32 protein-coding genes are annotated in these 24,502 nt (G+C 43.4%); 16 read left to right on the top strand and 16 right to left on the bottom strand.

The window, feature by feature from the left end; genetic code table 11:
- The first annotated feature begins 62 nt into the window (after nucleotides 1-62).
- Nucleotides 63-920, top strand: a complete 858-nt coding sequence (locus tag AC2YHV_RS10115; RefSeq protein ID WP_487373135.1) for a manganese catalase family protein — start codon at nucleotides 63-65, stop codon at nucleotides 918-920.
- A gap of 40 nt (nucleotides 921-960) precedes the next feature.
- Here AC2YHV_RS10115 and AC2YHV_RS10120 read toward each other — a convergent pair whose 3' ends face one another.
- The 4 genes from AC2YHV_RS10120 to AC2YHV_RS10135 form a co-directional block, all read right to left on the bottom strand.
- Nucleotides 961-1,575 carry a PH domain-containing protein gene (locus AC2YHV_RS10120; RefSeq protein WP_487373136.1) on the bottom strand — a complete coding sequence of 205 codons (615 nt, stop codon included), beginning with the start codon at nucleotides 1,573-1,575 and terminating at the stop codon, nucleotides 961-963.
- A 40-nt stretch (nucleotides 1,576-1,615) separates the two neighbouring features.
- Nucleotides 1,616-2,092 (bottom strand): GNAT family N-acetyltransferase, encoded by a 477-nt coding sequence (locus tag AC2YHV_RS10125; RefSeq protein WP_034310275.1) that lies wholly within the window; start codon nucleotides 2,090-2,092, stop codon nucleotides 1,616-1,618.
- A gap of 167 nt (nucleotides 2,093-2,259) precedes the next feature.
- A complete protein-coding gene (locus AC2YHV_RS10130; RefSeq protein ID WP_034310272.1) occupies nucleotides 2,260-2,484 on the bottom strand; it encodes a hypothetical protein in 225 nt (74 codons plus the stop codon).
- Nucleotides 2,485-2,842: 358 nt separating this feature from the next.
- Nucleotides 2,843-3,433: a peptidylprolyl isomerase gene (locus AC2YHV_RS10135; protein ID WP_098185566.1), complete on the bottom strand. Its 591-nt coding sequence runs from the start codon at nucleotides 3,431-3,433 to the stop codon at nucleotides 2,843-2,845.
- A gap of 178 nt (nucleotides 3,434-3,611) precedes the next feature.
- Here AC2YHV_RS10135 and kapB point away from each other — a divergent pair, with 178 nt between their 5' ends.
- Complete coding sequence (kapB, locus tag AC2YHV_RS10140) at nucleotides 3,612-3,998, top strand: kinase-associated lipoprotein KapB (protein ID WP_057278031.1); 387 nt, start codon at nucleotides 3,612-3,614, stop codon at nucleotides 3,996-3,998.
- A 37-nt stretch (nucleotides 3,999-4,035) separates the two neighbouring features.
- Here kapB and kapD read toward each other — a convergent pair whose 3' ends face one another.
- Nucleotides 4,036-4,659, bottom strand: coding sequence for a 3'-5' exonuclease KapD (gene kapD / locus AC2YHV_RS10145; protein ID WP_034310264.1), 624 nt, complete (start codon nucleotides 4,657-4,659; stop codon nucleotides 4,036-4,038).
- A gap of 259 nt (nucleotides 4,660-4,918) precedes the next feature.
- Here kapD and AC2YHV_RS10150 point away from each other — a divergent pair, with 259 nt between their 5' ends.
- The 11 genes from AC2YHV_RS10150 to mnhG all read left to right on the top strand — a co-directional run bounded on the left by AC2YHV_RS10150 (nucleotide 4,919) and on the right by mnhG (nucleotide 12,310).
- Nucleotides 4,919-5,083 carry a hypothetical protein gene (locus AC2YHV_RS10150; protein WP_170956511.1) on the top strand — a complete coding sequence of 55 codons (165 nt, stop codon included), beginning with the start codon at nucleotides 4,919-4,921 and terminating at the stop codon, nucleotides 5,081-5,083.
- Complete coding sequence (locus AC2YHV_RS10155) at nucleotides 5,080-5,670, top strand: transglycosylase domain-containing protein (RefSeq protein WP_487373137.1); 591 nt, start codon at nucleotides 5,080-5,082, stop codon at nucleotides 5,668-5,670. The genes AC2YHV_RS10150 and AC2YHV_RS10155 overlap by 4 nt, the downstream gene beginning before the upstream one ends.
- A complete protein-coding gene (locus AC2YHV_RS10160; RefSeq protein WP_487373138.1) occupies nucleotides 5,654-5,893 on the top strand; it encodes a hypothetical protein in 240 nt (79 codons plus the stop codon). Before AC2YHV_RS10155 ends, AC2YHV_RS10160 begins: the two co-directional genes overlap by 17 nt.
- 67 nt (nucleotides 5,894-5,960) lie before the next feature.
- A complete protein-coding gene (locus tag AC2YHV_RS10165) occupies nucleotides 5,961-6,176 on the top strand; it encodes a hypothetical protein (protein ID WP_487373139.1) in 216 nt (71 codons plus the stop codon).
- 405 nt (nucleotides 6,177-6,581) lie between these two features.
- Entirely contained in the window at nucleotides 6,582-8,987 is a 2,406-nt protein-coding gene (locus tag AC2YHV_RS10170; RefSeq protein ID WP_487373140.1) for a Na+/H+ antiporter subunit A, read from the top strand.
- The gene (locus tag AC2YHV_RS10175; RefSeq protein WP_034310256.1) at nucleotides 8,984-9,406 is read left to right on the top strand and encodes a Na(+)/H(+) antiporter subunit B; all 423 of its coding nucleotides are present in this window, start codon (nucleotides 8,984-8,986) and stop codon (nucleotides 9,404-9,406) included. Before AC2YHV_RS10170 ends, AC2YHV_RS10175 begins: the two co-directional genes overlap by 4 nt.
- Nucleotides 9,406-9,747, top strand: a complete 342-nt coding sequence (locus tag AC2YHV_RS10180) for a Na(+)/H(+) antiporter subunit C (protein ID WP_054398868.1) — start codon at nucleotides 9,406-9,408, stop codon at nucleotides 9,745-9,747. The genes AC2YHV_RS10175 and AC2YHV_RS10180 overlap by 1 nt, the downstream gene beginning before the upstream one ends.
- On the top strand, nucleotides 9,740-11,221 hold the full coding sequence (locus AC2YHV_RS10185) for a Na+/H+ antiporter subunit D (protein WP_328144708.1): 1,482 nt from the start codon (nucleotides 9,740-9,742) through the stop codon (nucleotides 11,219-11,221). Before AC2YHV_RS10180 ends, AC2YHV_RS10185 begins: the two co-directional genes overlap by 8 nt.
- Before the next feature lie 6 nt (nucleotides 11,222-11,227).
- Entirely contained in the window at nucleotides 11,228-11,704 is a 477-nt protein-coding gene (locus AC2YHV_RS10190) for a Na+/H+ antiporter subunit E (RefSeq protein WP_057278036.1), read from the top strand.
- An 11-nt stretch (nucleotides 11,705-11,715) separates the two neighbouring features.
- Nucleotides 11,716-11,988 (top strand): Na(+)/H(+) antiporter subunit F1, encoded by a 273-nt coding sequence (locus AC2YHV_RS10195; protein ID WP_370023645.1) that lies wholly within the window; start codon nucleotides 11,716-11,718, stop codon nucleotides 11,986-11,988.
- Complete coding sequence (gene mnhG, locus AC2YHV_RS10200; RefSeq protein WP_487373141.1) at nucleotides 11,972-12,310, top strand: monovalent cation/H(+) antiporter subunit G; 339 nt, start codon at nucleotides 11,972-11,974, stop codon at nucleotides 12,308-12,310. The genes AC2YHV_RS10195 and mnhG overlap by 17 nt, the downstream gene beginning before the upstream one ends.
- 53 nt (nucleotides 12,311-12,363) lie before the next feature.
- Here the strand turns inward: mnhG and AC2YHV_RS10205 are convergent, their stop codons facing one another.
- From AC2YHV_RS10205 to AC2YHV_RS10230, 6 genes are all read right to left on the bottom strand, one after another.
- Nucleotides 12,364-13,083, bottom strand: a complete 720-nt coding sequence (locus AC2YHV_RS10205) for an MOSC domain-containing protein (RefSeq protein WP_487373142.1) — start codon at nucleotides 13,081-13,083, stop codon at nucleotides 12,364-12,366.
- Nucleotides 13,084-13,173: 90 nt separating this feature from the next.
- A complete protein-coding gene (locus AC2YHV_RS10210; RefSeq protein WP_034310237.1) occupies nucleotides 13,174-13,572 on the bottom strand; it encodes a hotdog fold thioesterase in 399 nt (132 codons plus the stop codon).
- 116 nt (nucleotides 13,573-13,688) lie between these two features.
- Nucleotides 13,689-14,252 carry a 5' nucleotidase, NT5C type gene (locus tag AC2YHV_RS10215; RefSeq protein WP_034310235.1) on the bottom strand — a complete coding sequence of 188 codons (564 nt, stop codon included), beginning with the start codon at nucleotides 14,250-14,252 and terminating at the stop codon, nucleotides 13,689-13,691.
- A gap of 15 nt (nucleotides 14,253-14,267) precedes the next feature.
- A complete protein-coding gene (locus tag AC2YHV_RS10220) occupies nucleotides 14,268-15,365 on the bottom strand; it encodes an FAD-dependent monooxygenase (protein ID WP_487373143.1) in 1,098 nt (365 codons plus the stop codon).
- A gap of 23 nt (nucleotides 15,366-15,388) precedes the next feature.
- The gene (ribD, locus tag AC2YHV_RS10225) at nucleotides 15,389-16,483 is read right to left on the bottom strand and encodes a bifunctional diaminohydroxyphosphoribosylaminopyrimidine deaminase/5-amino-6-(5-phosphoribosylamino)uracil reductase RibD (RefSeq protein ID WP_145506554.1); all 1,095 of its coding nucleotides are present in this window, start codon (nucleotides 16,481-16,483) and stop codon (nucleotides 15,389-15,391) included.
- 14 nt (nucleotides 16,484-16,497) lie between these two features.
- Nucleotides 16,498-17,247 carry a GTP cyclohydrolase II gene (locus tag AC2YHV_RS10230; protein ID WP_487373144.1) on the bottom strand — a complete coding sequence of 250 codons (750 nt, stop codon included), beginning with the start codon at nucleotides 17,245-17,247 and terminating at the stop codon, nucleotides 16,498-16,500.
- A gap of 254 nt (nucleotides 17,248-17,501) precedes the next feature.
- On the opposite strand from AC2YHV_RS10230, the gene AC2YHV_RS10235 reads away from it, so the two are divergent.
- Entirely contained in the window at nucleotides 17,502-17,873 is a 372-nt protein-coding gene (locus tag AC2YHV_RS10235) for a YuzC family spore coat inner layer protein (protein ID WP_487373145.1), read from the top strand.
- 63 nt (nucleotides 17,874-17,936) lie between these two features.
- Here AC2YHV_RS10235 and AC2YHV_RS10240 read toward each other — a convergent pair whose 3' ends face one another.
- On the bottom strand, nucleotides 17,937-19,442 hold the full coding sequence (locus tag AC2YHV_RS10240) for a leucyl aminopeptidase (protein ID WP_487373146.1): 1,506 nt from the start codon (nucleotides 19,440-19,442) through the stop codon (nucleotides 17,937-17,939).
- 268 nt (nucleotides 19,443-19,710) lie between these two features.
- On the opposite strand from AC2YHV_RS10240, the gene AC2YHV_RS10245 reads away from it, so the two are divergent.
- Nucleotides 19,711-20,193: a divergent PAP2 family protein gene (locus tag AC2YHV_RS10245; RefSeq protein WP_487373147.1), complete on the top strand. Its 483-nt coding sequence runs from the start codon at nucleotides 19,711-19,713 to the stop codon at nucleotides 20,191-20,193.
- A 9-nt stretch (nucleotides 20,194-20,202) separates the two neighbouring features.
- The gene (locus AC2YHV_RS10250) at nucleotides 20,203-20,991 is read left to right on the top strand and encodes a cobalamin-binding protein (RefSeq protein WP_063574764.1); all 789 of its coding nucleotides are present in this window, start codon (nucleotides 20,203-20,205) and stop codon (nucleotides 20,989-20,991) included.
- A 60-nt stretch (nucleotides 20,992-21,051) separates the two neighbouring features.
- Here AC2YHV_RS10250 and AC2YHV_RS10255 read toward each other — a convergent pair whose 3' ends face one another.
- From AC2YHV_RS10255 to AC2YHV_RS10270, 4 genes are all read right to left on the bottom strand, one after another.
- Entirely contained in the window at nucleotides 21,052-21,744 is a 693-nt protein-coding gene (locus AC2YHV_RS10255; protein WP_048687644.1) for a 3D domain-containing protein, read from the bottom strand.
- 354 nt (nucleotides 21,745-22,098) lie between these two features.
- Nucleotides 22,099-22,416, bottom strand: coding sequence for a YuiB family protein (locus AC2YHV_RS10260; RefSeq protein WP_063574762.1), 318 nt, complete (start codon nucleotides 22,414-22,416; stop codon nucleotides 22,099-22,101).
- A gap of 107 nt (nucleotides 22,417-22,523) precedes the next feature.
- Complete coding sequence (locus tag AC2YHV_RS10265) at nucleotides 22,524-23,003, bottom strand: NUDIX domain-containing protein (RefSeq protein ID WP_053537405.1); 480 nt, start codon at nucleotides 23,001-23,003, stop codon at nucleotides 22,524-22,526.
- A gap of 202 nt (nucleotides 23,004-23,205) precedes the next feature.
- On the bottom strand, nucleotides 23,206-24,420 hold the full coding sequence (locus tag AC2YHV_RS10270) for an NAD(P)/FAD-dependent oxidoreductase (RefSeq protein WP_063574761.1): 1,215 nt from the start codon (nucleotides 24,418-24,420) through the stop codon (nucleotides 23,206-23,208).
- Nucleotides 24,421-24,502: the final 82 nt, after the last annotated feature.

Raw genomic sequence — 24,502 nt, forward strand, 5'->3', positions numbered from 1 at the left:
AATAAATTAATTCAGATAACAGAAGCTAACTTAGAAATATTCATTTTAAGGAGGGCTTCCATTTGTATTTCTATAAGGAAGACTTAATCAATATGATCGTTCCCGATAAGCCTGATCCAAATGCTGCAAAAGTGCTCCAGGAAACGCTTGGAGGGCAATTCGGTGAAATGCGGACGATGATGCAATATTCTTTCCAAAGCGCCAACTTCCGCGGCAAGGCTAAACAATATCGTGATTTAATTCGCGGAGTTTTCTTGGAGGAACTGAGCCACGTTGAACTTGTCCAATCTACCATCAATCAGCTGCTGAATGATGCTGGCGGGGATATGCCTGGAGATTCCGGTACCGATGGCGCCCCATTGGATGAAGTCATCAAAGGCGGCGCAAACCCCCACCATTTCATCATCGGTGCGAAAGCATCCCTGCCCGTCGATGCTGGCGGCAACCCTTGGAACGGATCATGGGTTTATGATCATGGTAATCTTGTGGCGAACCTTTTGAATAATGTCATGCTTGAATCTACGGGAGTCCTGCAAAAGTCCAGGATTTATGAAATGAGTTCCAATAAAACAATGCGCGAAACACTGGCATTTTTAATGGTTCGCGACAATTCCCACCAAAATGCATTTGCCAAGGCATTGGAGACGCTTGGGGTCGACTGGGGAAAAATCTTCCCTGTGCCTAATTATGATTTGAACAAATATCCTGAATGCCGCAAATATGTGGATTTAGGCTACCATAATGCCCAATTCAATTTCAGGATGGATGAAACACGGATCAGCCAGATCTTCCAAGGGGAGACACCGAGCCGAAATGGCGGAAACCTTGCTGTTACCGAGCCGCCAAAAGGATTCCCGGTCCCTGAAATGCCGGATATGCCAAATGAGCATAGCCCGGGATTGAGTGATTTGAATAATTAAAAAAGAAGGCGGACACATCGTTCTGTGTTCGCCTTCTTTTTTAATTATTGATATATTTCTCAAAAACAAAGCCAAAATCTTTCACATGGTACTTTTTCCGGCTTTCCATCAACCATTCGAAAGCGGCCGAATTAATTTCCTTGAAACTTGCCGCCATTTGGCTTCCATCAGTTCGAACCTGGTTCAAAGTGGAAGAAGCAAGGTTTACGCTTTGCTGGGCATATTGAAGGGCAAACTCATTCTCATGGCTAATTTCCGATATTTTCACGAGTGATTTGAACAAGTCCTTTAATTCTTCAATGAATTTCTTATGGACATCAATGGAGAAAGTCTTTGCACCGATCGAAAATTTAATTTCCGCATCCAAATCCACTGTCCCTGCGGTTTCAAGCGTGGCGTTGGAAATCGTATACTGGCTGTAGCTATATCTCGTAAGTGTTCGCTTTTTGCTGATCGCACTTGTGCCGTCCAAATGTATGAACGCTTGATTCGTGAAACAGTACTCATCGGTTTTCGATTTAATCAGGAAATAAATTTTTTCCCCATCTTCATGCATGATATAATCATCTGCATCCACCTTGTCATAATCTGCAGGACTAATCACACTTCCAATATCACTAAGACCAAGGGCATCAGCCGCCATTTTCTTAAACATAACCATTCCCCCTATCAATATCCAGGTGAATTTCACCTTATTATAAGCATTTCTCCAGTATGATCTCGTCTCGGATCGGAATTCCATCAAAACTATAGAATGGTATTTCCGGCTTGATTTTCCGTGATTCTTCCACGGCGTTTTTAACGATTTCCGAAATGACATAACCACGCTTTTGAAAAAACTTCAACGCCTGTAAATTATCGTTCGTTGTAATCGCTTTAATAGTATGGCAATTTTTTTCCTTGGCGATATTTTCCATCACATAAAGCAATGATGAGCCCACACCTTGATTTTCATGCTCACTGTTCAAAGAGATGATCTGACATACATGGTCGGATAATTTGTATGTTCCCAACCCTGTGATTTTTCCATTCTCGTCCATCACCCCAACACCCTCAAGTTCCGCATAATGAAACAAGCCTCTTGAAAAAACGACTTGAGTCGTCTCCCAGTGCTGAATGAAAAAATCCTTGACCGTATCTGCCGCAATCATTCTTTTAGCTACGATTTGCATAACCAATTACGCCCCCAAAATTTCTATCTCTATGCTTATAGTATAAAATGCTTATGCTGAGAAAGGAACATTTAATTCTTTACGACCTTCTAACAAAACATAATACCATTCATATTCAGATAATCAATATCAAAAAAAGGGGCTCGCGATGCAGGCATCTTCCGGGATCAGGAAATGGTATCATCCTTTATACGCTGGTTCCTTCTGGTGACCTCATCTTCGAATTGCTTCGTTTTCAATTCTTCCTTCTTTGAATATCTTATAATTGCCCTCATCGTAAAAACGGCCGCCACTAAAAAAATGAAGCAAGTTATACCAGCCGAGATATATTCAGTCTTGTCTTCCGGAAAGTAAAGAAACAAACCTAGTAAAGCATGATTGAGAAAGTCCATCCGTTACATCCTTCCTGATAGGGAATTAAACTGCATTCTCTCATTATATCAATTACCAGAACAATCCACTAGTGGGCCTAATCCACTAAAACATAAAAAACGAGAGGCACTGAGCCCCTCGCTTATCTTCTATTTAGGCTCTTCGTAAAGATTGTTGTTTTTAAAACGAAACTATTTAAGGTTGATTGGAGCGGAAGTGCGAGACTCCTGCGGAAGCAGCGGGATAGGTGAGACCCCACAGGCGTTTACGCCGAGGAGGCTCACCGCCCGCACCAAGGAAAGCGAGCATCTGGAGGGGAAATCAACCACAACTCACTACCTGGTAAATAGCAACAAAGTATGTGAAAACAGCCTTTATTTATAGAATGGTGATCCCTTTAATGACAACGTCAACTGCTGGCTTGTCTCCCGCAACTGTCTCTACGTTAGCAATCGTATCAACAACGTCCATGCCTTCGACCACTTGTCCAAAAACAGAGTGTTTATGATCCAGCCAAGGTGTGCCTCCTTGTTCCATATAAGCACTGATGATTTCTTCCGGATAACCGGCTTGCTTCATTTGCTCACCCATCCTGCTGTCCACATGTTGGGCTTGTACGACGAAGAATTGGCTGCCGTTTGTTCCCGGGCCTGCATTAGCCATGGAAAGAGCTCCGCGCAAATTGAATAATTGCATGGAAAACTCGTCCTCAAATGGAGCTCCCCAAATACTTTCTCCACCCATTCCAGTCCCTGTCGGATCTCCGCCTTGAAGCATGAAATCCTTGATGACACGGTGGAAGATGATTCCTTCGTAATAACCGTTTTCAGCATGTGTCAAGAAATTCTCCACTGTCTTTGGAGCCAGTTCAGGGAATAGTTTAATTTTAATATCGCCCATCGTCGTTTGCATGATGACCGCTTTTTCATTTTCCAAAATTTCACTTGTTAATTGCGGAAAGTTTGTCATTGTACATAACCTCTTTCTTTTTAAAATAAAATGGCATGAAACACCATTTTTCATCTTCATTTGTACACTTTACACGATTTTCAAAAAAAAAGCATCTTTACGAAATTGAACAAATTCGCTGTGAAAAATCGTTGTTCTTATGTATCATGAAGGAAGTTAAAAGAAAGGTGGTAGGGAAATGTCAGAACAGGATTTTAAAATCGGCGATAAGGTTACCGCCATATATAAAACTGGAAAATACATCGGGGAAGTCACCGATATCAGACCTGCTGCATATCTTGTTAGAGTGTTGGCTGTTTTGAAGCATCCCATGCAGGGAGATCTTCATAACCCGAAGCAAACGGAAGTGTCCATGTTCCATCAGCGGCGTGCTCTTGCATTCCGGGAACAAACCAATGTACCAAAGAATATGGTAAGGACTTTCGATGAGGAGATTCCGGAGTATAAGGAATCCTTAAGAGAAGCTGTTGATAAAATGAAAGGCACTTTAAGCGAAGCCCAAACAGAGTGGAATGATAAAAGCTTACAGTTGCTTGAAGATCTAGCGGCGGATTATTTCAAATAAAGCTTAAAAGCCAAATCAGTAGTATATGATTTGGCTTTTATAACGCTAAATGATTCAATACCTTTGATAAATCAATGCGGTCGCCAATTGTCGTCGGTTCATGATTTTTCATATAACTTTTATCTTTCTCCACTAACTTAAAGATATTATATGTCGTAATCGCATCATCCAGCGCCCTATGATGCTTGCCTGTCCCTTCTTTGCCATAGGCCTGTACAGCTTTCCAAAGTCCGGTTTGATTTTGATCCCCGAAAAAGCGTTTATACTCCAGGCATAGATCATTTTCCTTCCCTGAAAAAGGGAAATCCAATCCTGCCTTCTGACAATTCTGGCGAAGCACCTTCATGTCCATATTTCCCCAAGTAACAATCGTCGTCGGGTGCTGTTCATCTATTTTCTTCAATAACGCAACCAGCTCTTCAAATGAAATCCCCCGGTCCACCTGATCCTGGGTAATGTTCAAGAACTTCTTGCATCTTCCCGTTAAAACTGGAAATTTCAATGGGTTAACAAAAGATGAGAATTGTTCCTCAATGGTCTCATTAATGACGGTGACTAAACCAACCTCAATGATTTCCGGATAAAACCCCGTTGGATTGGCCTTTCCTTCCGGCATCGTAAATTCAAAATCTATGAATACATATTGCTGTTGTTCCTCCATTTTTATGACCCCCTTCATATTCCTGACATCAACATATAAACAAACATGGTTTTTTCTCACGAGATTATTATAACAGAAGATTTAGAAAGTTATTTCTTTGCCATTCGGATACCGCGCTCGCCGTCATTACCTAATTTACCCAAAACCCTTTATTGTCTACCTTTTTTGGATCACGATGGATGAATGAACCAAAAGTACCGTTTTTTTATTCCTTCATTCCAAGGACATACTAAAAATATATTAGTTAGGAAGTTGAACTATGCGCGCGTATCTTGGCTATATCACGATTTCCCTCTTAGTTCCCGTATTGATCCTTTTCATTTTCCTTTCCCATCAGGAGTGGTCCTTAGCGCAATCTCCCTATCATGTACTCGACGAGCGGATTCCTGTTGATTCGATAGAACTGGCTCAGATAGTTACATGAAGGCCGCAAATGGAAAGGTCATCAGTGAAATTTCCACTGGTGAGAAACGGACTTACTTAAAACTTGAAGACATCCCCCTTTTCCTGGAAAGTCTGTTCATCTTTACAGAGGACCAGAAATTTTATGATCATGCAGGAGTCGACCTTTCCGGCATAAGCAGGGCACTTCTTATCAATTCACAAAATAAAACAATCGAACAAGGCGGCAGTACCATTACCCAGCAACTGGCCAGGAATGTTTATCTATCACATGATAGGACATATAACCGAAAACTCAGCGATCTCATTTATGCCTATCAGATAGAGCGAAAAAAAATCAAAACCGGAAATCATGGAGTTTATTTGAATGCCATCTATTTCAGTAATGGAGCTTATGGAATCGAAGCTGCTTCCCAATATTATTTCAGTAGACCGGCTGGAGAGTTAACCAAGGCGGAACTTGCCTTCCTTGCCGCAATCCCTAATAATCCGGAATACTATAATCCCCTTGAACATTACGATGCGACGAAAAAGCGTCAGGAGAGAATGCTGGAACAAATGGTTGCCAATGGTGCTTTAGAACAGGCCGAGTATGAAAGTCTTAATTAAAAGTACGATTAAATTAGACTTGTCCATCCCGGTCGACTTATATCTCGATTACGTGACATATGTTCATCAGGAATCGAAAAACCTGGTGGCATCCTCCGAGGGTCTCTACAAATCTCTGCAAAGCACTGATGTCACTATACGTAAGAACGCGGAAGCCGAGTTGGATAAAAAGATCAAAAAGCTTTTGAATTCCGGTAACCATCCATACCGCACTCGATACTAAACTGCAAACACAATCAAAGACTGCTGTACAATCAAAAATCGGTGTCAATGATATCGAGGGAGCTTTAGTGGTTATACAGCATCATACGCACGAGCTTGTCTCTTTGATTGGGGGAAAAGATTATAAAAAAAATTCTTTCAATCGGGCATACCAAAGTTATAGGCAGCCAGGGTCGGCGATTAAGCCGCTTCTTGATTATGCTCCCTATTTAGAAGAAACGGATGCTGACATCAATCAGCTCGTTAGCGGAGCAAGCTATTGCAGCAATTGCATTTCCCCATAAATGGCAAAGGAGAGGCTGAATAACAGGATTGCAATGATTGGTAAATGGCTAAATAAATAGTTATTTTTCATGATTTATCCATAAGTGTGTCTTTTATCCTATAATATGCAAGATAAGCCACGATTTCACAATGAATACTCTGCTCATTCACCGTTGAAAAACTTTTTTTAATATATTTTTCAGGACGGTTCCCCCTCCTTTTCTACCTATATATAAAACATCATTCTAGTTGACCTTCACCGTTTTTAAAGCCATGCAAACCCTCATAAATTGCGTTATACTTTTAAGCGAGGCAAGCATTCGATAAAAAAATACATATTCAACGAAGATTTCCTAACGTCTAGGATTGCGTGAAAAAAGCATAATAAGACGACTGACTTCGTTTTTAAAAAAAGGGGGGAGTTTATGTCTTTACTTCATTGGGCGGTATTATCACCGTTTCTATTAGCACTTATTGTACCAATATTGTACAAACTATTTCGACAAATACATACAGGTTGGTTTGTATTGATTTTACCGATTCTCCTTTTCACCTATTTTTCAAGGTTCATTTCCTTGACCAAACAAGGGGATATCGTTATGGAAAGCGCAACATGGATTCCTTCTCTCGGAATAGATGTTGATTTCTATGTCGATGGACTAGGGCTTTTGTTTGCCTTGCTCATTACAGGTATTGGTTCACTCGTCGTTCTTTATTCAATTTTCTATTTATCGAAGGAGAAAGAAAAGCTTAACCAATTTTACGTCTTCCTTTTGCTTTTCATGGGGGCGATGCTTGGTGTCGTCCTTTCCGATAATCTAATAGTCCTTTATTCGTTTTGGGAATTCACGAGTTTATCATCTTTTTTATTGATAGGATATTGGAATGAGAGGGAGCGTTCACGTTACGGGGCGCAGAAATCGCTGCTGATCACTGTACTTGGAGGCTTAAGCATGCTTGGAGGCATCATTCTCCTTTCCATTATGGGGCACACATTCAGCATACGTGAATTGATTGCCCAAAGCGGGGAACTTATGGACCACTCGCTCTTCGTTCCTGCACTTTTGCTTGTGCTGCTTGGCGCGTTCACTAAATCCGCACAGTTCCCGTTCCATATTTGGCTTCCTGACGCGATGGAAGCCCCTACTCCGGTCAGTGCTTACCTTCATTCCGCCACAATGGTCAAGGCTGGCATTTATTTGGTTGCCCGATTAAGCCCTGTTTTTGCAGAATCAGGATTATGGTTCTGGCTCGTTTCGATCGCCGGATTGATCACCCTGTTCTGGGGCTCATTCTTTGCAATCAAGCAGACTGATTTGAAGGGGATTCTCGCTTTTTCCACCATCAGTCAGCTCGGATTGATCATGTCGCTTTTGGGGCTTGGAGCTGCGGCACTCCACTATGAAACGTTGGGGGAAAATATATACTTGGCAGCCACGGTTGCAGCAGTATTCCACTTGATTAATCATGCGACCTTTAAAGGGAGCCTATTCATGGTTGCAGGCATCATTGATCATGAAACCGGTACGCGTGATATCAGAAAGCTTGGCGGATTGATGCAGTTGATGCCGATCACTTTCACTGTCGCTGTGATAGGTGCTTTTTCAATGGCTGGACTTCCGCCCTTCAATGGTTTTTTGAGCAAGGAAATGTTCCTGGCCAGCATGGTGAATGTATTGCAATTGGATATCTTCAATATGGAGACATGGGGGGCCCTGTTCCCTGTGGTTGCATGGGTAGCCAGTGTATTCACTTTTATTTATAGCATGATTGTCGTGCTCAAACCCTTTACTGGCAAACTTCAGTTACAACTTTTGGAAAGGAAGCCCCACGAGGCACCGGCCGGGATGCTAATATCCCCGATCATCCTTGCTTCGTTGGTCATCATTTTCGGTATTTTTCCAAACTTGCTGTCTTCATCCATCATTAAACCTGCTGTAGCCGGCATACAGCCGAGCTTGGCGGGACCGGATTTCAAAGTCCATATCGCCTTCTGGCATGGATTCGAACCTGAAGTATGGATGACCATCGGCATCATAGCATTTGGAATTCTATTATACAAAACGCTTTCGAAGTGGCAGAAAGTCACTCAGTGGATTCCTGAACGCATCTCCCTGAATGCTTTGTATGATAACGTGGTAAGAGGGCTCGAACGTTCAGCTTCCTTCGTCATGAAAGTATTAATGACAGGTTCGATTCGGACGTATCTGCTTTCAATCTTCCTTTTCTTCATATTTTCCTTGGGCTTTACGCTCTATTGGAAGGATGCATTTAAATTGGATACAGGGAATTTTGCCCCGATCGGCATATATGAATTGGTATTAGCTGGAATCATCGTGATTGGCTCGGTCGCCATTCTATTTGCAAGATCCCGTTTAACTTCCATTATCATCTTAGGAGCCGTCGGTTATACGATTTCCCTATTTTTCGTTTTGCTGCGGGCACCGGATTTAGCCTTGACTCAACTAGTCATCGAAACGATTTCGGTATCGCTGTTTTTGCTCTGTTTCTTCCACCTCCCGTTAATGGCAAGCAGAAAGGAAGAACGGATGACGTTCAAGTTGAATAATGCCATGATATCCATTGGTATAGGAGTCATCGTCACATTGATCGCCTTATCGGCACATAGCAATAAACTGTTTGATTCCATATCCAGTTACTATCTTGAAAATGCTTATAAGGAGGCAGGCGGGAAAAACGTCGTAAATGTCATTCTCGTTGACTTCCGCGGACTTGATACGATGTTTGAAATCACTGTCCTTTCCATCGCTGCGCTCGGAATATTCGCGATGATCAAATTGCGTTTGACAGGGGGGAAAGATAAATCATGAAGCAAAATGACCTGATTCTCCAAACGGTTACGAAAGTCGCCGCCTTTGTTATCTTGCTGTTTGCGGTAGCCATCTTTTTAGGCGGGCATTATTCGCCAGGCGGCGGGTTTGTCGGCGGTTTAATGACTTCAGCCGCCATAGTCCTGCTGTTGCTCGCTTTCGACATTAAAACCGTCACCGGCATTTTGCCGATTGACTATAAGTTAATGATCGGTTCAGGCCTGTTCATATCAAGCCTGACCGTGGCCGGCGGGCTGGTGTTCGGGGTGCCCCTCATGACACATGTATATCAATATGTTGATTTACCGCTTCTTGGGCACATCTCGCTTCATACTGCGGTACTTTTTGATCTGGGTGTTTATCTTGTGGTTGTTGGTGTAACGATGACCATTATTCAAACGATAGGGGAGAGTGAATAATGGAACTTTTAATGGCCATTGTCATTGGAATACTATTTATGTGTGCGACCTATTTAATGCTTTCCAAAAGCATTTTAAGAATCATAATCGGTACCGGGCTGCTCAGTCACGGCGCCCACCTTTTGATTTTGACGATGGGCGGTTTGAAAGGCGGTTCCGTTCCATTGCTAAGTGATGAAGCTGCATCCTATGTCGATCCGCTTCCGCAAGCGCTTATCTTAACGGCGATCGTCATCAGTTTCGGAGTCACATCATTTCTGCTGGTACTTGCTTATCGGACCTACCAGGAACTCGGTACGGATGACATGGAAGAAATGAGAGGTACGGAAACGAATGAATAATCTTACTTTCATGCCTGTTTTATGGCCGCTTTTCACAGGCATCCTGCTCATATTCTTTGCAAAAAAAATCAAGCTGCAAAGAGGGATATCGCTTTTTTCCTCTCTTATCGGAATTGTAATTTCCTTTTACCTAGTGATTACGGTCCATAATCAAGGCATCTTGACTTTAGGCGTCGGCAGCTGGGATGCTCCATTCGGGATCGTGATCGTCGCAGATATGCTATCTTCGCTGCTCGTACTGACCACGAATATCATTGGATTTGCCATACTGCTTTATTCGTTTTACTCCATAGGGGAAGAACGGGAAAGTCATTATTACTATCCTGTATTCCAATTTTTGCTGATCGGGGTAAACGGTGCCTTCCTTACGGGGGATCTTTTCAATCTATTCGTATTCTTTGAAGTCATGCTGATGGCTTCCTACGTGCTGCTTGTACTCGGAGGTACGAAAATCCAGCTGAGGGAATCATTGAAGTATATCATCGTCAATGTACTATCCTCTTCCTTTTTCGTCATCATGGTGGCTTATCTTTATTCAGTTCTAGGAACATTGAACATGGCGGACATCAGTCAAAGGATAACGGAAGTCAACCAGCCTGGAATCATCTCGGTGATAGCGATTGGCTTTCTGATCGTCTTCGGTTTGAAGGGAGCCATTTTCCCGCTTTTCCAATGGCTGCCTGGTTCTTATTATGCTCCGCCCATTCCAGTGATGGCTCTATTCGGGGCATTGCTGACAAAGGTCGGGATTTATTCCATTTTCCGGACCTATACACTGATGTTTTATCATGACCAGGATTTCACCCATACATTCCTGGCGATACTGGCAATCTTGACCATCATCATCGGTGTCATTGGTGCGATAGCTTATTGGGATGTAAAAAAAATCATCATTTACAATATCATCATCGCCGTCGGGGTTATTCTATTCGGCATCTCCGTCATGAACGAACAGGCCTTATCAGGTTCCATTCTATATATCATTCATGACATGCTGATTAAGGCTGCACTCTTCCTGCTGGTAGGCATCATGATCAAAATCAGCGGATCGGATGATTTACGGGACATGGGCGGCTTGATCAAGCAATACCCGACCGTTGCATGGACCTTCTTCATAGCGGCCATATCATTGGCGGGAATCCCGCCGTTCAGCGGTTTTGCCGGCAAGCTCCTTATTCTTCAGGGAGCTGCAGAAAAAGGAGCCTACTTGGGAATGGCCGTTGTCTTAATTTCAAGCTTGATGGTCCTCTATTCCGTCATGAAAATATTCATGAATGGCTTTTGGGGAACTCCGAAAGCTGATTATGCTTTAGCTAATGGAAAGGTCAATAAAATGCTGGTTCCTGCAGTCCTCCTCGTCATCATTTCCGTTTTATTCGGAATAGGGACAGAATCGGTTTACCCATACATTACACAAGCTGTAGATTCATTAATGAATCCCGAAATCTATAACAAAGCGGTTTTAAAGGAGTAGTGCCTGATGTCATTCCAAATTTTACTGAATGTGTTCCTTGCGTTTATCTGGATGTTTTTGAAAAATGAGTTTAACGGGAGCACTTTTATCATCGGATATATATTGGGGCTCGGCATCATGTTCGTCTTCCGTCATTTTTTCAATGATCGCTTTTATTTGAAACGGGTGAATGCCGTCGTTCTATTGCTGCTCATATTCGCAAGGGAACTCATACTTTCCAACATAAGCGTCCTTAAGGCCGTGCTTAAACCAAGTCTGGATATGAAACCTGGCATATTCGCATTTGAAACCGTGCTGACCAAGGATTGGGAAATTACGATACTATCGAATTTAATTACACTTACACCAGGAACACTTGTCGTTGAAGTTTCGGAAGATAATCGGATTCTTTATATCCACGCGATGGATATTGCCGACAAGGAAGAGGCTGTGGACAGCATTAAAAATACATTTGAAAAAGCGATTATGGAGGTAGGCAAATAATGTTCGATCTAATGCTTAAAATCGCGTTGCTCGGTGTTTCGCTTTCCATGATTGGATTCTTATACCGTTTAATCAAAGGGCCTTCCGTGCCGGATCGGGTCATCGCACTCGATGCAATGGGAATCAATCTTATCGCAATCGTTGCACTTGCCTCCATTGTCATGGATACAAGCGCATATCTGGAAGCCATTCTTCTGCTCGGAATCCTATCTTTCATCGGAACGGTCGCTTTCGCCAAATTCCTTGAGAAAGGGGAGATAATCGAAGATGACCGCAATCGTTGAAATCCTATCGGCCCTATTTCTATTAATGGGAGTCTTTCTCTTTTTAGTCTCGGCTTTCGGCATCATCCGGCTGCCCGACGTCTATACAAGAAATCACGCTGCCTCAAAAAGCTCGACACTTGGAATCATGTTCATCCTGATCGGCACCTTGTTATATTTTTATTATAAACATAGCCATTTCGATTTCCGGGTTGTGCTCGCGATCATCTTCATCTTCATGACCAGTCCTGTTGCCGGACATTTAATCATGCGCTCGGCTTATCATACTGGCGTAAAAATGTGGGATCGGAGTGTCCAGGATGATTTAAAGAAACCCCGGTGATCCCTGCCATTGAAAAAGAGCTGCCCTGATTACAGGGGCAGCTCTTTTCTGTTTCAATCTATTAAAAATACCTCATCGCCCACTCTGATTTCACCTGTTTGCATGACCGAGGCATATACGCCAAAATGATTTTCCCTTTCCTTGACGACAGTTTTCAGCAGTGATGGATCTCTATGTGAATCGCTCGGATCGACAGTTATGATCATACAACGCTCACAATGCCTTTTGATCTCCAATTCCACTTCATTTCCAATTAGAATCCTTTTTCCGAACCATTGCTCTTCTAAAAAAGGCGTTTTGTTTACTAGAGATAGCACTAAATTTTGCCTGAATCTCCTGCCATCCAGTTCTTTTCCCCAAAGCTTTGTCAATTCGCCAATCGAGGCATCACTGACAAGCAGGATGTTTTCTTCTTCAATCGCACCTAACGGAATATGTGCAGGATGATAAACAGCTAGTTCTGCCTCCTGTTTCAACAACCGTTCCATTTCCTCCTGAAAGGCTTGCTCTCCCCATGTCAAAACGTTTCCTGATGGGGTCTTCACTTGGATTTCCGGATATTGGTCAAGTGCTTCCTCACCAGAAAAAGCAGCTTGATAACGGACCATTTCCGGGACTTGGGTTATCGTCAGGAACTTCCCATTTTTGCCTTTAAAGGCATGGCTGCGATCTCCATATAGTCCATAGTCCATCACCTTCGTTTTCTGTACCTGTTCACCAGTGAATGATTTTACAGGATGACGGGTGATTTCTTGTATATGACCCACCAGCATAGAAAAACCTCTTTTCATACAATAGTCTACTGCCATCTTATACGTAAACCGGATAGAATCATTGCGCCAAATTGCGATTGTTCTTTTGATTTACTTTGACTTCGGTAAGTCGATAACGGCCAATGTACAGCGTGAAATGCAGATAAGATGATCCTCTTCATCACGGATCTTCACGTCCCACACCATCGTCGTCTTCCCGCGATGGATGATGTTCCCCTCTGCGGTAACAACACCTGAACGGACGCCCCTAACATGATTGGCATTGATTTCAAGGCCGACGACAGCTTGTTTTGTACTATCCACCAGCATCATCCCTCCAAAGCTTGCAACGGATTCCGCAAGCGCAACGGACGCTCCCCCATGCAATAAACCATACGGCTGCCTAGTGCGTTCATCCACAGGCATCGTCGCAATGACTTTCCCCTCGCCCACTTCTTTCATTTCAATCCCAAGCGTGCCTATCAATGAATTTTCAATATTTCTCTCCATCCCATTACCCCCGACTCTCTTGTTTTTTTAGCAAAAAAATGAACCGTTATTCATATTAGTATACAAAAAAAGGATGACTCAAGTCTATCAAGTCATCCGTCAATAATGTAAATGTATTATTTGGAGAGGATTTCTTTTAATTCAAACCAGCTTGTCAGTCTTGGAATATCCAATTCCCTGTTATAGGAGTTATCCATTGCATACACTTTCGTTGGAATATCCAATAACGTTTCCAGCACTGCCGGTTTATCATCAAAATAATAATCCAATTCCAATTTGCGGATCGTATCAATTTTTTCATGATCCTTCATCCCGCAGTAAAAATGGTCATCCTTAACCGGAAAGCCGTTTTCGATCAGCCATTTTTTCGTCCGTTCACCATGCTCCGCTTTTCTGGCGGTGATGTAATAGATTTCGTGGCCATCGCGTTCAAGCTCCTGCAGCGTTTCCACTGCGCCCTCGAAGGCTGGACAGGATGAATAATACACTTCATCGGCCAGGCTGTTCCACATCTTGCCCCCAGCCTCTTTATCAAGCCCGAAAGCTTCATGGATCTCCAACGTCTTTAAAGCCCTGAATTTCGTTAACTCTATGTTCGTATTAAGCTTTTCATTATAAAGATGGAACGCGAACTCCCTCAAGTTAATAAGGGTATCGTCAATATCAAAACCGAATTTCATATCCTTCACTCCTATTCAAACATAAGCGGCAGCAAACTGTGATGCGAAGGACATCTCCTTGTCCACCTGAATGGCCTGTAATCTTTCAATCTCGGCTTTTCTTTTTGGCTCAGCCATTTTAAGTCCAAGGAAGCCAGTATCCCCCTGCAGGATGCATCCAGAAATAAGCTCGGCCAATATATCGGCATCCTTCATGGCACAATTGAGTCCGAACGCACCCGTAGGCGTCATCGTATGGGCTGCATCACCTAATAAAGCTACGCCATCCTTTGTCCACGTCTCACAATAGCTGCTGTAAACATCCAATAAAATGAAGTCCTGCCAAGAGCGGATATTTTCACATACAACCTTTTTTAATTCAGGAAAGGCAAGAAGCAAATCTTCAATGAATGGTTCAAAATGCTGTTTTCGCAAATGGGGAAAGGAACCATGCTCTATATTCCATCCAATTTGGATGAAACCTCCGGCCTGGGTGAAGAGGGCAACCTGGGAGCCATTGACCAATGCCATCTTGATCGAAGGCTTCCACCCCTCCGGAGCAGGAATTTTTGCCCACAGTAAATCATAGCCATGACCTTTAATCTCGACTGGTATTCCCGCTTTTTTTCGAACGATGGAAAACCTGCCGTCCGCTCCGATTATCAATGGACTTTGCACTTCTAGGTCATTTCCGTCATTAAGGGCCTTGACACCCGTAAAACGGCCCATTTCATTCTGCATCAAGCCGGTAACCCTCGTATTCATCATCAATTGAAAGGAGTCCAGCTTTTCGGCTTCATTCAATATGGCTTTAAGCAGGTGGTTTTGAGGGACATGGATCCCAACATGATCGACAGGCCATTCCGGGATAATGCTTTTGTATATTTGGCCGTCATGCCAATACTCAATTTGTTCCATCCTAAGCAAGCCAAGTTTTTCCACACCATTGAATAAACCGTGCTTTTTAAGAATGCCCTCTCCTTCATCATTCAAGAACTCGCCCCTGAATTCCCTTGAAACTTCAGAATGCCTTTCAAGCAAGACGACTGAAATGTCCTGCTTGGCCAATAGGTAAGCCAGCAGGGCACCTCCAGGACCTGAACCGACTATGCATACATCTGATTTAACCATCATGCCTCTTCACCTGTTGTCTATTTTTATTTAGGATAAGCCGTGATGCGTATATCCTCACCAAACGTTTTCACGCCAGAAAAGGAAACATCCATCGCTTCATCCATCGTATCCACATTCATGCCAGTATACGGTGTCAGTGAGTTTCTGCCGCCCAATAGTTTAGGGGCTATATAAATCAAGTATTTATCGATGAGCCCTTCCCTAAGGAATGAGGCATTCACTTCGCTTCCGCCTTCCAGCAAGACATCCGTAATCCCCTTTTTATACAGTTCTTCCATTAATGCCGTTAGATTCAGTCCCGTCTCATTTTTGGGGACGAAAATGAATTCGATCCCTTTTTCACGTAAAAGGTCCATTTTATCCGCAGGTGCATTTTCCTGCGTTACGATCAAGGTCTTCGCATCTGATACTTCTACAACTTTGGCATCCAATGGAACCCGTAATTCACTGTCTAAAATGATCCGGATCGGATTTTTCCCTCCGCCCTCCGGAAGTCTGGTCGTCAGTGATGGATCATCGGCCAACACAGTCCCGATACCAACTAGGATGGCATCCACCTCATCACGGAGCAAATGAACGGAATGACGTGACTCTTCCCCTGTTATCCACTTTGAATGGCCTGTGTGGGTTGCAAGTTTTCCATCGAGCGTCATCGCATACTTCGATATGACAAATGGACGATCCGTCAGCATATTGTGAATAAAACGCTCATTCAGCCTTTGAGCTTCCTTTTCCAGGACTCCGACTTCAACTTCAATGCCTGCATCCTTTATGATCGATATTCCTCTGCCGGCCACTTCCGGATTCGGATCTTGAGTCGCAACCACCACTCGCCGGACACCTGATTCCTTCACCAAATTTGCACAAGGAGGTGTCTTTCCATAATGGGAACAAGGCTCAAGAGTCACATAAAGCGTTGCACCTTCTGCATACTCACCCGCCATTTTAAAAGCATGTACTTCCGCATGCGGTTCACCCGCTTTACGGTGGATCCCTGTCCCGGCTATCACACCGTCTTTCACTATGACTGCCCCGACCACTGGATTTGGATTCGTCTTTCCTTTAGCACTGGCTGCCAAATCCAGTGCCAGCTTCATGTAATATTGATCATCATTCATTCTATAGCTCTCCTTTAAACAATCAAAGTTGGCTTCTTTGTGGGTATATGTCCAGACTTCTTGACCTTTGTATCAAGATAGAAACTATTATCTTCCGTCAAACCGCCCCATAACGGAATATGGTCCTTTGCCGCAAGTCCATGCTTCATGAGGGCATCCAGCTTTTTGGGGTTGTTCGTGATTAAAGTAACCGGATCCTTACGAAGTTCCCTCAACACGCGAATGGCTCCCTCGTAAGATCGCGTATCGTCTTCGAATCCTAAAGCCTCATTCGCCTCGACCGTGTCATAACCTTCCTGCTGTAGCAAATAGGCAAGAGATTTGGAAAACAGGCCAATCCCTCTTCCTTCATGATCCGCAAGGTAAAAAATGGCCCCGCACCCATGCTCGGCTATCATCTTCATCGATTGGTGGAGCTGGTAGCCGCAATCACAGCGTTTACTGCCGAAGATATCACCTGTGTGGCAGATGCTATGCATCCGGACAAGTGCTTCCTCCGACTTTTCAAAATCACCATAAACCAATACGGAGGATTGCTGTCCAAAAGCGAGGTTCGCTTCCGAAAGCGAATCAAGCACCGTATCCTTGTCATTATCCGCACCGTCAAGCTGAAGCCATGTATACCATTGGAAAACCGTTGAGAAATCTCCTTGTTCAACCGGCAGGTTCACAGGTCCCACAAGGCATATATCAGCTTTGCCGGGGGTTTGGATGATATTCATTTTATCTATTAAAAGGTCTTTTGTTTCCTGGGTTATTTTCATGTTAACATCACCTATTTTATAATTTATAGTGTGCCTTCTCCTTACTTTAGGTAAGTAAGTATATTACTATACACTATACCTGTCAATGAAGCAGTTTACAAATAATAGTGTGTCTTTGATCATAATTTTCAAGAAATTTTTTTGCAGAAAAAGGTCATTCACAAACCTCTATCATATCGGCTGGCTTTTATACATATTTTAACGTATAACGAAAACGTGTCTATAGACAGACCTAATGAAAGGAAGGAAACCTTTTGGAGGATTTCCCTTATTTTTTATATGACCCCATCCTATTTCCGCCTCACGCCAGGAATCGGACATTGCGTCCCTACTTGGCAACCAATCCAGATCTGCTAGTCAAATCGGCAAATACTTCGCAATCTTTGATGCTTGATGTAAAAAAAGTCATGGATACCATAGCCACATCTAAGCCTTTCTCGAACCGGTTGATGACTGCTGCCCAAGCATCGCAAAAAAATGTCGTGATCGATATGATCCGAAAGATAGGAATTAAGTACGAACCTGATATCACGTATAACCCCGATGGGATCCGTTTTGATTTCTATCCTAAAGCAGGGGAAGAAAATTGCCATATCATCGTCAGCTTGAAATGGAGGGAGGCATAACGTCCGTTCAACACCTTTTTGTTAAAAAAACCGAAGCCTATTTTCGGCTTCGGATATTTGGGTTCATCTTGTTTTCGTTTCAAAGGTTTCAACCAATAGTGCAAGCGTGCGTGCCATGACACCAGTAGCCCCCGATGTGCACAATTCGGAGTTGCTCGAGGTTGTGGAAGTCCCGGCAATATCCAGATGGACCCACGGAGTGTCTTCGGCAAATTCACCGATGAAGGCGCCGCCCATGATCGCATGTCCCGCCCCTCCAGGTGAATTATTCAAATCCGCTATTTTACTATTGCGTACCCGCTCTTTATCCTTTTCCGTAATCGGCAATCTCCAAATGGGCTCCCCGGCCTCCTCTGAGGCTTTGACCACTTGTTCATAGAATTCCGTGTCATTTGTCATTGCACCCGTCATATCCATGCCCAGTGCCGTTATGACACCACCCGTTAAAGTAGCAACGTCAATAAGATAGTCAGCACCATGATGTTTAGCGTAAGTCATGGCATCCGCCAAAACCAGACGGCCTTCCGCATCCGTGTTCAAAACCTCTATCGTCTTGCCGCTCATGGCAGTGATCACGTCATCGGGCTTGAATGCATCACCGCTGATCATGTTATCAGTGGAAGGAATGACCGCCACGACATTTTGGTCCGGTCCCAATTCGCCGATGATTTCCATTGCACCTAAAACGGCTGCCGCACCGCCCATATCCGTCTTCATTCCAACGATACCAGCCTTCGTTTTCAATGAGTATCCACCCGTATCGAATGTGATCCCTTTACCGACCAACCCGATAACATCCTTCCATTCATCCTTACCTTGATACTTCAGGACGATCATTTTCGGAGGCTCGACCGAACCTTTATTGACAGCAAGGAGAGCGCCCATTCCCAACTTGAGCATGTCTTCCTTCTCGAGGATCTCCACTTCAAACCCATAACGTTCGCCCAAGGCAGATGAATAATCCGCCAAATCCGTGGAAGTCAGCAAATTGCCCGGTGTATTGACCAATGTTCTGGCTGAGTTCGTCGCCCTTCCGAAGATCCTCCCTACATGCAGCGCAGCACCGACCTCTTCTTGATCAAATTCACTGTAAACCGTAATCGATTCAAGGCTTTTTTCGACCTGGTTCGATTTTTGCTTGTATCCGTCAAATTTATAGGATGCAAGTTCAAAAGCTTCGGAACAAGCATGCGCTGCATCCAATGCATCCAGATTTTCAGTCGTGAATGTATCCAACGCGATCGAAAGTGTCGTAATCTTGGATTCTTTAATCGTCTTACGCGCTTTTCCCAACGCTTCGCGGAGCGTTTCAAAAGATAGCTCCTTTTCCTTGCCCAACCCTACAAAAATCAATCTCTTTATGCTTAATTTACCTAATGTATGTATTTTGACCACTGATTTTTTCTTGGAAGAGATTTCACCGGCTTTCACCAACTCTGTCAGCTGGCCATCCAATCGTTCATCCGCTTCTTTTCCTATCCCTGTGAACTTTACGGGTCTGTCAAATACGCCTAGAATCAGGCATTCGTCAATCAAATCTATATTTAAGGAATTTTTTACTGTGAACATTCTGATACCTCCTCCATTCTATTACATTCATTATAACGAAATCTTCAAAAATTTTCGAATAAGCCGCAAAAATAATAATAACAAGGGATATTGTTTAGAATAGGTGACTTTAGAGTAATAGTATAAGAAAGATCATATTTATACTTATGCCGGCAGGGAATCGACAGGACTGAATGGAACTAATAATAAGGGCCTTATTCCGAACAGGATGCATTTACCCATATATGGATTTCATCTTTACTTATAACTAGAAAGAAGGCTGATACTCTTGGAATTATTACTCAACTTCCCTTTAATCGCAGCATTGATTGCCATTTTCTTTGCTCAATTCATCAAAGTGCCCATCCACTTCATAGCATTTCGCAAAGTGAACTGGTCACTCATTAACTCCACAGGCGGTATGCCAAGCTCCCACTCTGCGGCCGTGTCAGCCCTGACCGTGGCGGTAGGGATCGAAACCGGAATGGATTCCCCTGTATTTGCCGTTGCCGCGATCTTTGCAATCATCACGATGTTCGACGCGACAGGAGTGAGACGGCAGGCAGGAGAACAGGCAGCCGTCTTGAACCAGCTCGTTACCGACTTCAATACCTTTGTCGAGCAAGCAAAGAACTGGCAGAAAAAAGCAGATAAACAGAAACAGCAGCAATTAAAGGAACTGTTGGGCCATAAGCCAATCGAGGTATTTTTCGGAGCCTTGACCGGAGTATTCATTGCATTGGCACTTCACTTTTTCATTTTTAAAGGGTAGGTGTTCAATTTGAAAATAATCTCTCTTTGCCCCAGCAATACGGAACTATGCACATATCTAGGAATCGAAGATCAGCTGATCGCCATCGATGACTACTCTGATTGGCCTGAAACCCTACAGCATCTTCCTAAGGTGGGGCCCGACTTATCGATCGATATCGATCATGTGGAATCACTAAAACCCGATTTGGTGCTGGCTTCACTGAGTGTACCGGGCATGGAAAAAAACATTGAGGGGCTAAAAGAACGGAACATCCCCCATATCATCTTCAACCCGCAATCGCTTGAAGATATCGCAAAAGATTTACTGACCTTGGGCGAGGCGATGGATCTTAAGGAAAAAGCAGAGGAACAGGCTGCCAAATTCCGTGATGCGATCCTTCAATATAAAAACATCGCCGATAAAATCGAAACAAAGCCGTCCCTGTATTGGGAATGGTGGCCTAATCCCTTATTCAGCCCCGGGGGAGTTAATTGGTTATCCGAGATCAGTACGCTTGCGGGAGGATATAACCTTTTCGAGGATGTCGACATGGCAAGCATTCAAGTCACTTCCGAAGAGGTCCAAAAAAAGGATCCCGACCATATTTGCTTAGCTTGGGTCGGTGTCCCTTTACGTAAAGTAAACCCGGCGCTTGTCAAGAAACGGCAAGGGTGGACTGATATGAAGGCCGTCCGGAATAACCATATTCACATCATGGAAGAACCTTTATTCTGCCGGCCTTCCCCGCGTTTGCTGGATGGGCTGTCCATATTGGCAAAGACTCTGCATCCTGAAGCCTACAAAGGCATGCCCTAAGGGCGTCCCAAATGAAACAGAAAAGGCTGCCTCAATTGAGGCAGCCTTTCACTTTCCTCTTTAAAAAGCAAAAGAAGCTACATTCTCATTCAATGTTTTCTCAGCGATTTTCGGCTTGAATACCTGCTTGATCTTGGTTTCATTCAACCTGCTTAACTGTTGTTCGGATAACTCGCCGTTCCCTTTTTGGACAACATATACTTCAAGGGTTTTCTTTCCCCAGTTCTCGTACACATCCTGTACCGTTTCGTAGTATAGATCCAGATGATTCCCTTTGATCGCACCACCCTTGTCCGCTACAACCCCATATCCATAGCCCGGAATCCAAAGGATGGTTCCGAGAGGGAATATGGCAAGATCGGCGGCAATGGTGGAAAACAAATCCCGTTTCACCTTCACCCCTGAATATGTGATTCCATAAGATGGGCTTTCCGGGTACTTTCCGGTTGATTCATACCCTGCTGTATATCCTGTAGCCAAAACTTCATGCTTCGGGTATTTCGAAAGCTCGATTGCCTCCGCTATCGTCGTGGGACCATTGCTCGCGGATGCCGATGCCATTAGCGTTGCCACTTGCCCCCCACTATGAATCGCTTTATATTCGAGACCAAGCATTCGATGCTGTCTCATTGCCTCTTCAAAAGGATGATCTTCAGGAACTGCCCCAAAAACATGATTCAAGGTCGATTCGATGGCCAAGATAAATAATATGATAATAGCAACCCTCAAAAATAATGCCTTTACAATCTTCATATGTATCAATTCCACTCCTCTCACAAGGATATTTGTTCCCTTTACGGAGTGAAAGTATTCATAAAGCATGGAAAGAACCAATTTTTCATACAAAAAGGCTCTTTTCGTAAAGATCGTTGTTTTTAAAACGAAACTATTTAAGGTTGATTGGAGCGGAAGTGCCAGACTGCCTGCGGGAGCAGCGGGACAGGTGAAGACCCCACAGGGTTTACGCCGAGGATGCTCACCGCCCCGCGGAAAGCGAGCATCTGGAGGGGAAATCAACCACACCGCACTACTTGGTAAATAGCAACAAAGTATGCGAAAACAGCCTACAAAAAAAAGGACCGTCCATAAATGACGGCCCTTCCCTTATTAAAACATTTGATATCCTTTATTCCTTAGAATCCTGATGACCACACCAGCTAAAATCGCACCAAGCAGCCCGCTTGATAAAATAATGATGTCTGCCGTATGCAGGGATGTAAGGTTCGTACCAAGATTGGAAAAAGATATTCCCGGATTCCTAAAATATTCTATTAGCTTTGTTTCATTGACAATGATGATGAAGACGATTGGAAATAAGAAGACCATGATCCACGAAGAACGAAAGAGCATATTCAGCAAAAAGCCAATTCCGAAAAACAATATGAAAAATAAGAGTATTGAGATAATTAAAACAGGCAATGGCATGTTATTCTTGACCCTCCTTAAAAGCGACACCTTTAGTTTACTGAAAAAATAATTGCTGCGTCAACGACTTATACCAAATAATACCGAAGAAAAGATAATTACCCAAATTACAAGAATAGTTTATATGATGTATATCCAAATTGATCTCCCGGATTCAACCCGTCAAGCATCGTCTGCATTCTTTCCTTTTTAAAAGCTAAAAGCTGTTCCAATAGTAACGATTGCTTCCCTTCCTTCATGAGTAAATCAGGGTGATAAAATTTCGCTTCATATAATTCATCCAATTGAGCATTTACTTCAAAGCTGAGCGGTTTAAGTAAAAATATCAACATATTATCACTTATATCCCCTTTGATGACTCCGCTTCTCACTCCTACGATGCCTTCGATTTCTGTATGAATGCCCGTCTCCTCCAGCACTTCCCTTACGACAGCTTCATCGACGGTTTCATCATTTTTTACAAAACCTGCCGGAAGCGACCATTGCCCTTTCAATCCGCCATACCTTTTGTTCACGACAAGCCACTCACCTTTATCCGATATCACAAGGCCGGACACTGCCAGCCAAACATTTTTGCAACGTTCCACCAAAACCCACTTCCCCTACAATCATTATTTAGTAAAGATGATGCCAAAGATAATTTCCTTGATCAAACTTTGTCATCCTCATTATATTCCACACAAAAAAATTGCATACTCCGCTATGACACACTCATCGATGGATGGGCTGCCAATGAAAAAGCCATTCAGGGACAATCCCCAAATGGCCATTATTGATCTATCAAAAAAATTAAAGGACGTTGAATTTACCTTTTTTAGCAACAAGTGAGGCTCCGCCAATCATTAACAATGCCCTGTTATCAACCATTTTCTTCATGAATGATGCAGTCTTACCTGTAACTTTCTTGCCGAAGACAACACCAATCGCATTATCTTCACCGAGTGAACATACCGTTCCTTTGTTTTCGAAGGTGAACGTTTCCAGGTCGCTTTCGTTACGAACCAATTTAGTCAGGTTCTTCGCAATGACCTCACCTTGCTGCATCGCTATTTGTGCAGTTGGTGGATATGGACGATTAATTTCCTCGTTGATGATCAAAGCGCAATCCCCTACGATGAAGATATCGTCATGCCCCGGTGCCCGCATGTCAAGATTCACCTTAATACGTCCGCGCATAGCTTCAAAACCGGAAGCCTCTATCACGGAGTTTCCACGTACGCCAGCTGCCCATACAACGGTGCCCGCTTTGATTTCTTCCACTTCATCTTCGCCTTTTGCCACGATGATGCCTTCAGGAGTCGCCCCCTTGATCGGTGTGCCGATTTTGAATTCCACACCTTTTTTCTCAAGGTAAGATACTGCATAATCCACCAATTCCGGATCGAAGCCAGGAAGGACGGCTGGGGCTGCCTCCACACAGTACATGCGGACCTTTTGGAAATCGATGTCGTATTCTTTACAAAGTTCAGGGACACGGTTAGCCAATTCGCCAAGGAATTCGATACCCGTAAATCCTGCTCCTCCTACAACGATCGTCAAGCGGTCTTCATTCTTTTCGGCCTCAGTACTGTACGTCGCGAATTGCAATTGGATATGGTCACGGATTTTACGTGCCGTGTTCACGTTAGAGATAGAGAAAGCATATTCTTTTAGCCCCTGGATTCCGAATGTTTCCGATTCAGGTCCAAGACCAATCACTAAATAATCATAAGAAATTTCGCCGTTTTCAAGGATGACTTTTTTGTTCTCCGTTTTCACTTCCAAAACGGAATCCTGGATGAATTTAACTTTGCTGTTAATGACACTTTTGATTGGATAGCGCACACGATCATGATGAAGCGTTCCAGCGGATGCTTCATGCAGCCATGTTGTTTCATAGTGGTAATCATTTTTGTTAACTAATACGATTTCTGCTTCATTCTGACCTAACGCCTTCTGTAAGCGAGTAACAGTCATCAATCCACCATAACCTGCTCCTAAAACAACGATTGTTGGCTTTTTCAAAAGTATTCTTCCACCTTTACGATATTTTCTTGTGATGCTTTCCATAACTAAAATATATTGTCTATCTTTATAATTTCCATTA

This window comes from Peribacillus sp. SRI_006 (assembly GCF_057586375.1).

What these genes read in the sequence shown, in the direction of transcription:
- AC2YHV_RS10120 (WP_487373136.1), bottom strand. Translation starts at nt 1,575, where the DNA reads ATGTTTAAGAAAATGGCGGCTGATGCCCTTGGTCTTAGTGATATTGGA.
- AC2YHV_RS10125 (WP_034310275.1), bottom strand. Translation starts at nt 2,092, where the DNA reads ATGCAAATCGTAGCTAAAAGAATGATTGCGGCAGATACGGTCAAGGAT.
- AC2YHV_RS10130 (WP_034310272.1), bottom strand. Translation starts at nt 2,484, where the DNA reads ATGGACTTTCTCAATCATGCTTTACTAGGTTTGTTTCTTTACTTTCCG.
- AC2YHV_RS10135 (WP_098185566.1), bottom strand. Translation starts at nt 3,433, where the DNA reads ATGACAAACTTTCCGCAATTAACAAGTGAAATTTTGGAAAATGAAAAA.
- kapB (WP_057278031.1), top strand. Translation starts at nt 3,612, where the DNA reads ATGTCAGAACAGGATTTTAAAATCGGCGATAAGGTTACCGCCATATAT.
- kapD (WP_034310264.1), bottom strand. Translation starts at nt 4,659, where the DNA reads ATGGAGGAACAACAGCAATATGTATTCATAGATTTTGAATTTACGATG.
- AC2YHV_RS10150 (WP_170956511.1), top strand. Translation starts at nt 4,919, where the DNA reads ATGCGCGCGTATCTTGGCTATATCACGATTTCCCTCTTAGTTCCCGTA.
- AC2YHV_RS10155 (WP_487373137.1), top strand. Translation starts at nt 5,080, where the DNA reads ATGAAGGCCGCAAATGGAAAGGTCATCAGTGAAATTTCCACTGGTGAG.
- AC2YHV_RS10160 (WP_487373138.1), top strand. Translation starts at nt 5,654, where the DNA reads ATGAAAGTCTTAATTAAAAGTACGATTAAATTAGACTTGTCCATCCCG.
- AC2YHV_RS10170 (WP_487373140.1), top strand. Translation starts at nt 6,582, where the DNA reads ATGTCTTTACTTCATTGGGCGGTATTATCACCGTTTCTATTAGCACTT.
- AC2YHV_RS10175 (WP_034310256.1), top strand. Translation starts at nt 8,984, where the DNA reads ATGAAGCAAAATGACCTGATTCTCCAAACGGTTACGAAAGTCGCCGCC.
- AC2YHV_RS10180 (WP_054398868.1), top strand. Translation starts at nt 9,406, where the DNA reads ATGGAACTTTTAATGGCCATTGTCATTGGAATACTATTTATGTGTGCG.
- AC2YHV_RS10185 (WP_328144708.1), top strand. Translation starts at nt 9,740, where the DNA reads ATGAATAATCTTACTTTCATGCCTGTTTTATGGCCGCTTTTCACAGGC.
- AC2YHV_RS10190 (WP_057278036.1), top strand. Translation starts at nt 11,228, where the DNA reads ATGTCATTCCAAATTTTACTGAATGTGTTCCTTGCGTTTATCTGGATG.
- AC2YHV_RS10195 (WP_370023645.1), top strand. Translation starts at nt 11,716, where the DNA reads ATGCTTAAAATCGCGTTGCTCGGTGTTTCGCTTTCCATGATTGGATTC.
- mnhG (WP_487373141.1), top strand. Translation starts at nt 11,972, where the DNA reads ATGACCGCAATCGTTGAAATCCTATCGGCCCTATTTCTATTAATGGGA.
- AC2YHV_RS10205 (WP_487373142.1), bottom strand. Translation starts at nt 13,083, where the DNA reads ATGCTGGTGGGTCATATACAAGAAATCACCCGTCATCCTGTAAAATCA.
- AC2YHV_RS10210 (WP_034310237.1), bottom strand. Translation starts at nt 13,572, where the DNA reads ATGGAGAGAAATATTGAAAATTCATTGATAGGCACGCTTGGGATTGAA.
- AC2YHV_RS10215 (WP_034310235.1), bottom strand. Translation starts at nt 14,252, where the DNA reads ATGAAATTCGGTTTTGATATTGACGATACCCTTATTAACTTGAGGGAG.
- AC2YHV_RS10220 (WP_487373143.1), bottom strand. Translation starts at nt 15,365, where the DNA reads ATGATGGTTAAATCAGATGTATGCATAGTCGGTTCAGGTCCTGGAGGT.
- ribD (WP_145506554.1), bottom strand. Translation starts at nt 16,483, where the DNA reads ATGAATGATGATCAATATTACATGAAGCTGGCACTGGATTTGGCAGCC.
- AC2YHV_RS10230 (WP_487373144.1), bottom strand. Translation starts at nt 17,247, where the DNA reads ATGAAAATAACCCAGGAAACAAAAGACCTTTTAATAGATAAAATGAAT.
- AC2YHV_RS10240 (WP_487373146.1), bottom strand. Translation starts at nt 19,442, where the DNA reads ATGTTCACAGTAAAAAATTCCTTAAATATAGATTTGATTGACGAATGC.
- AC2YHV_RS10255 (WP_048687644.1), bottom strand. Translation starts at nt 21,744, where the DNA reads ATGAAGATTGTAAAGGCATTATTTTTGAGGGTTGCTATTATCATATTA.
- AC2YHV_RS10260 (WP_063574762.1), bottom strand. Translation starts at nt 22,416, where the DNA reads ATGCCATTGCCTGTTTTAATTATCTCAATACTCTTATTTTTCATATTG.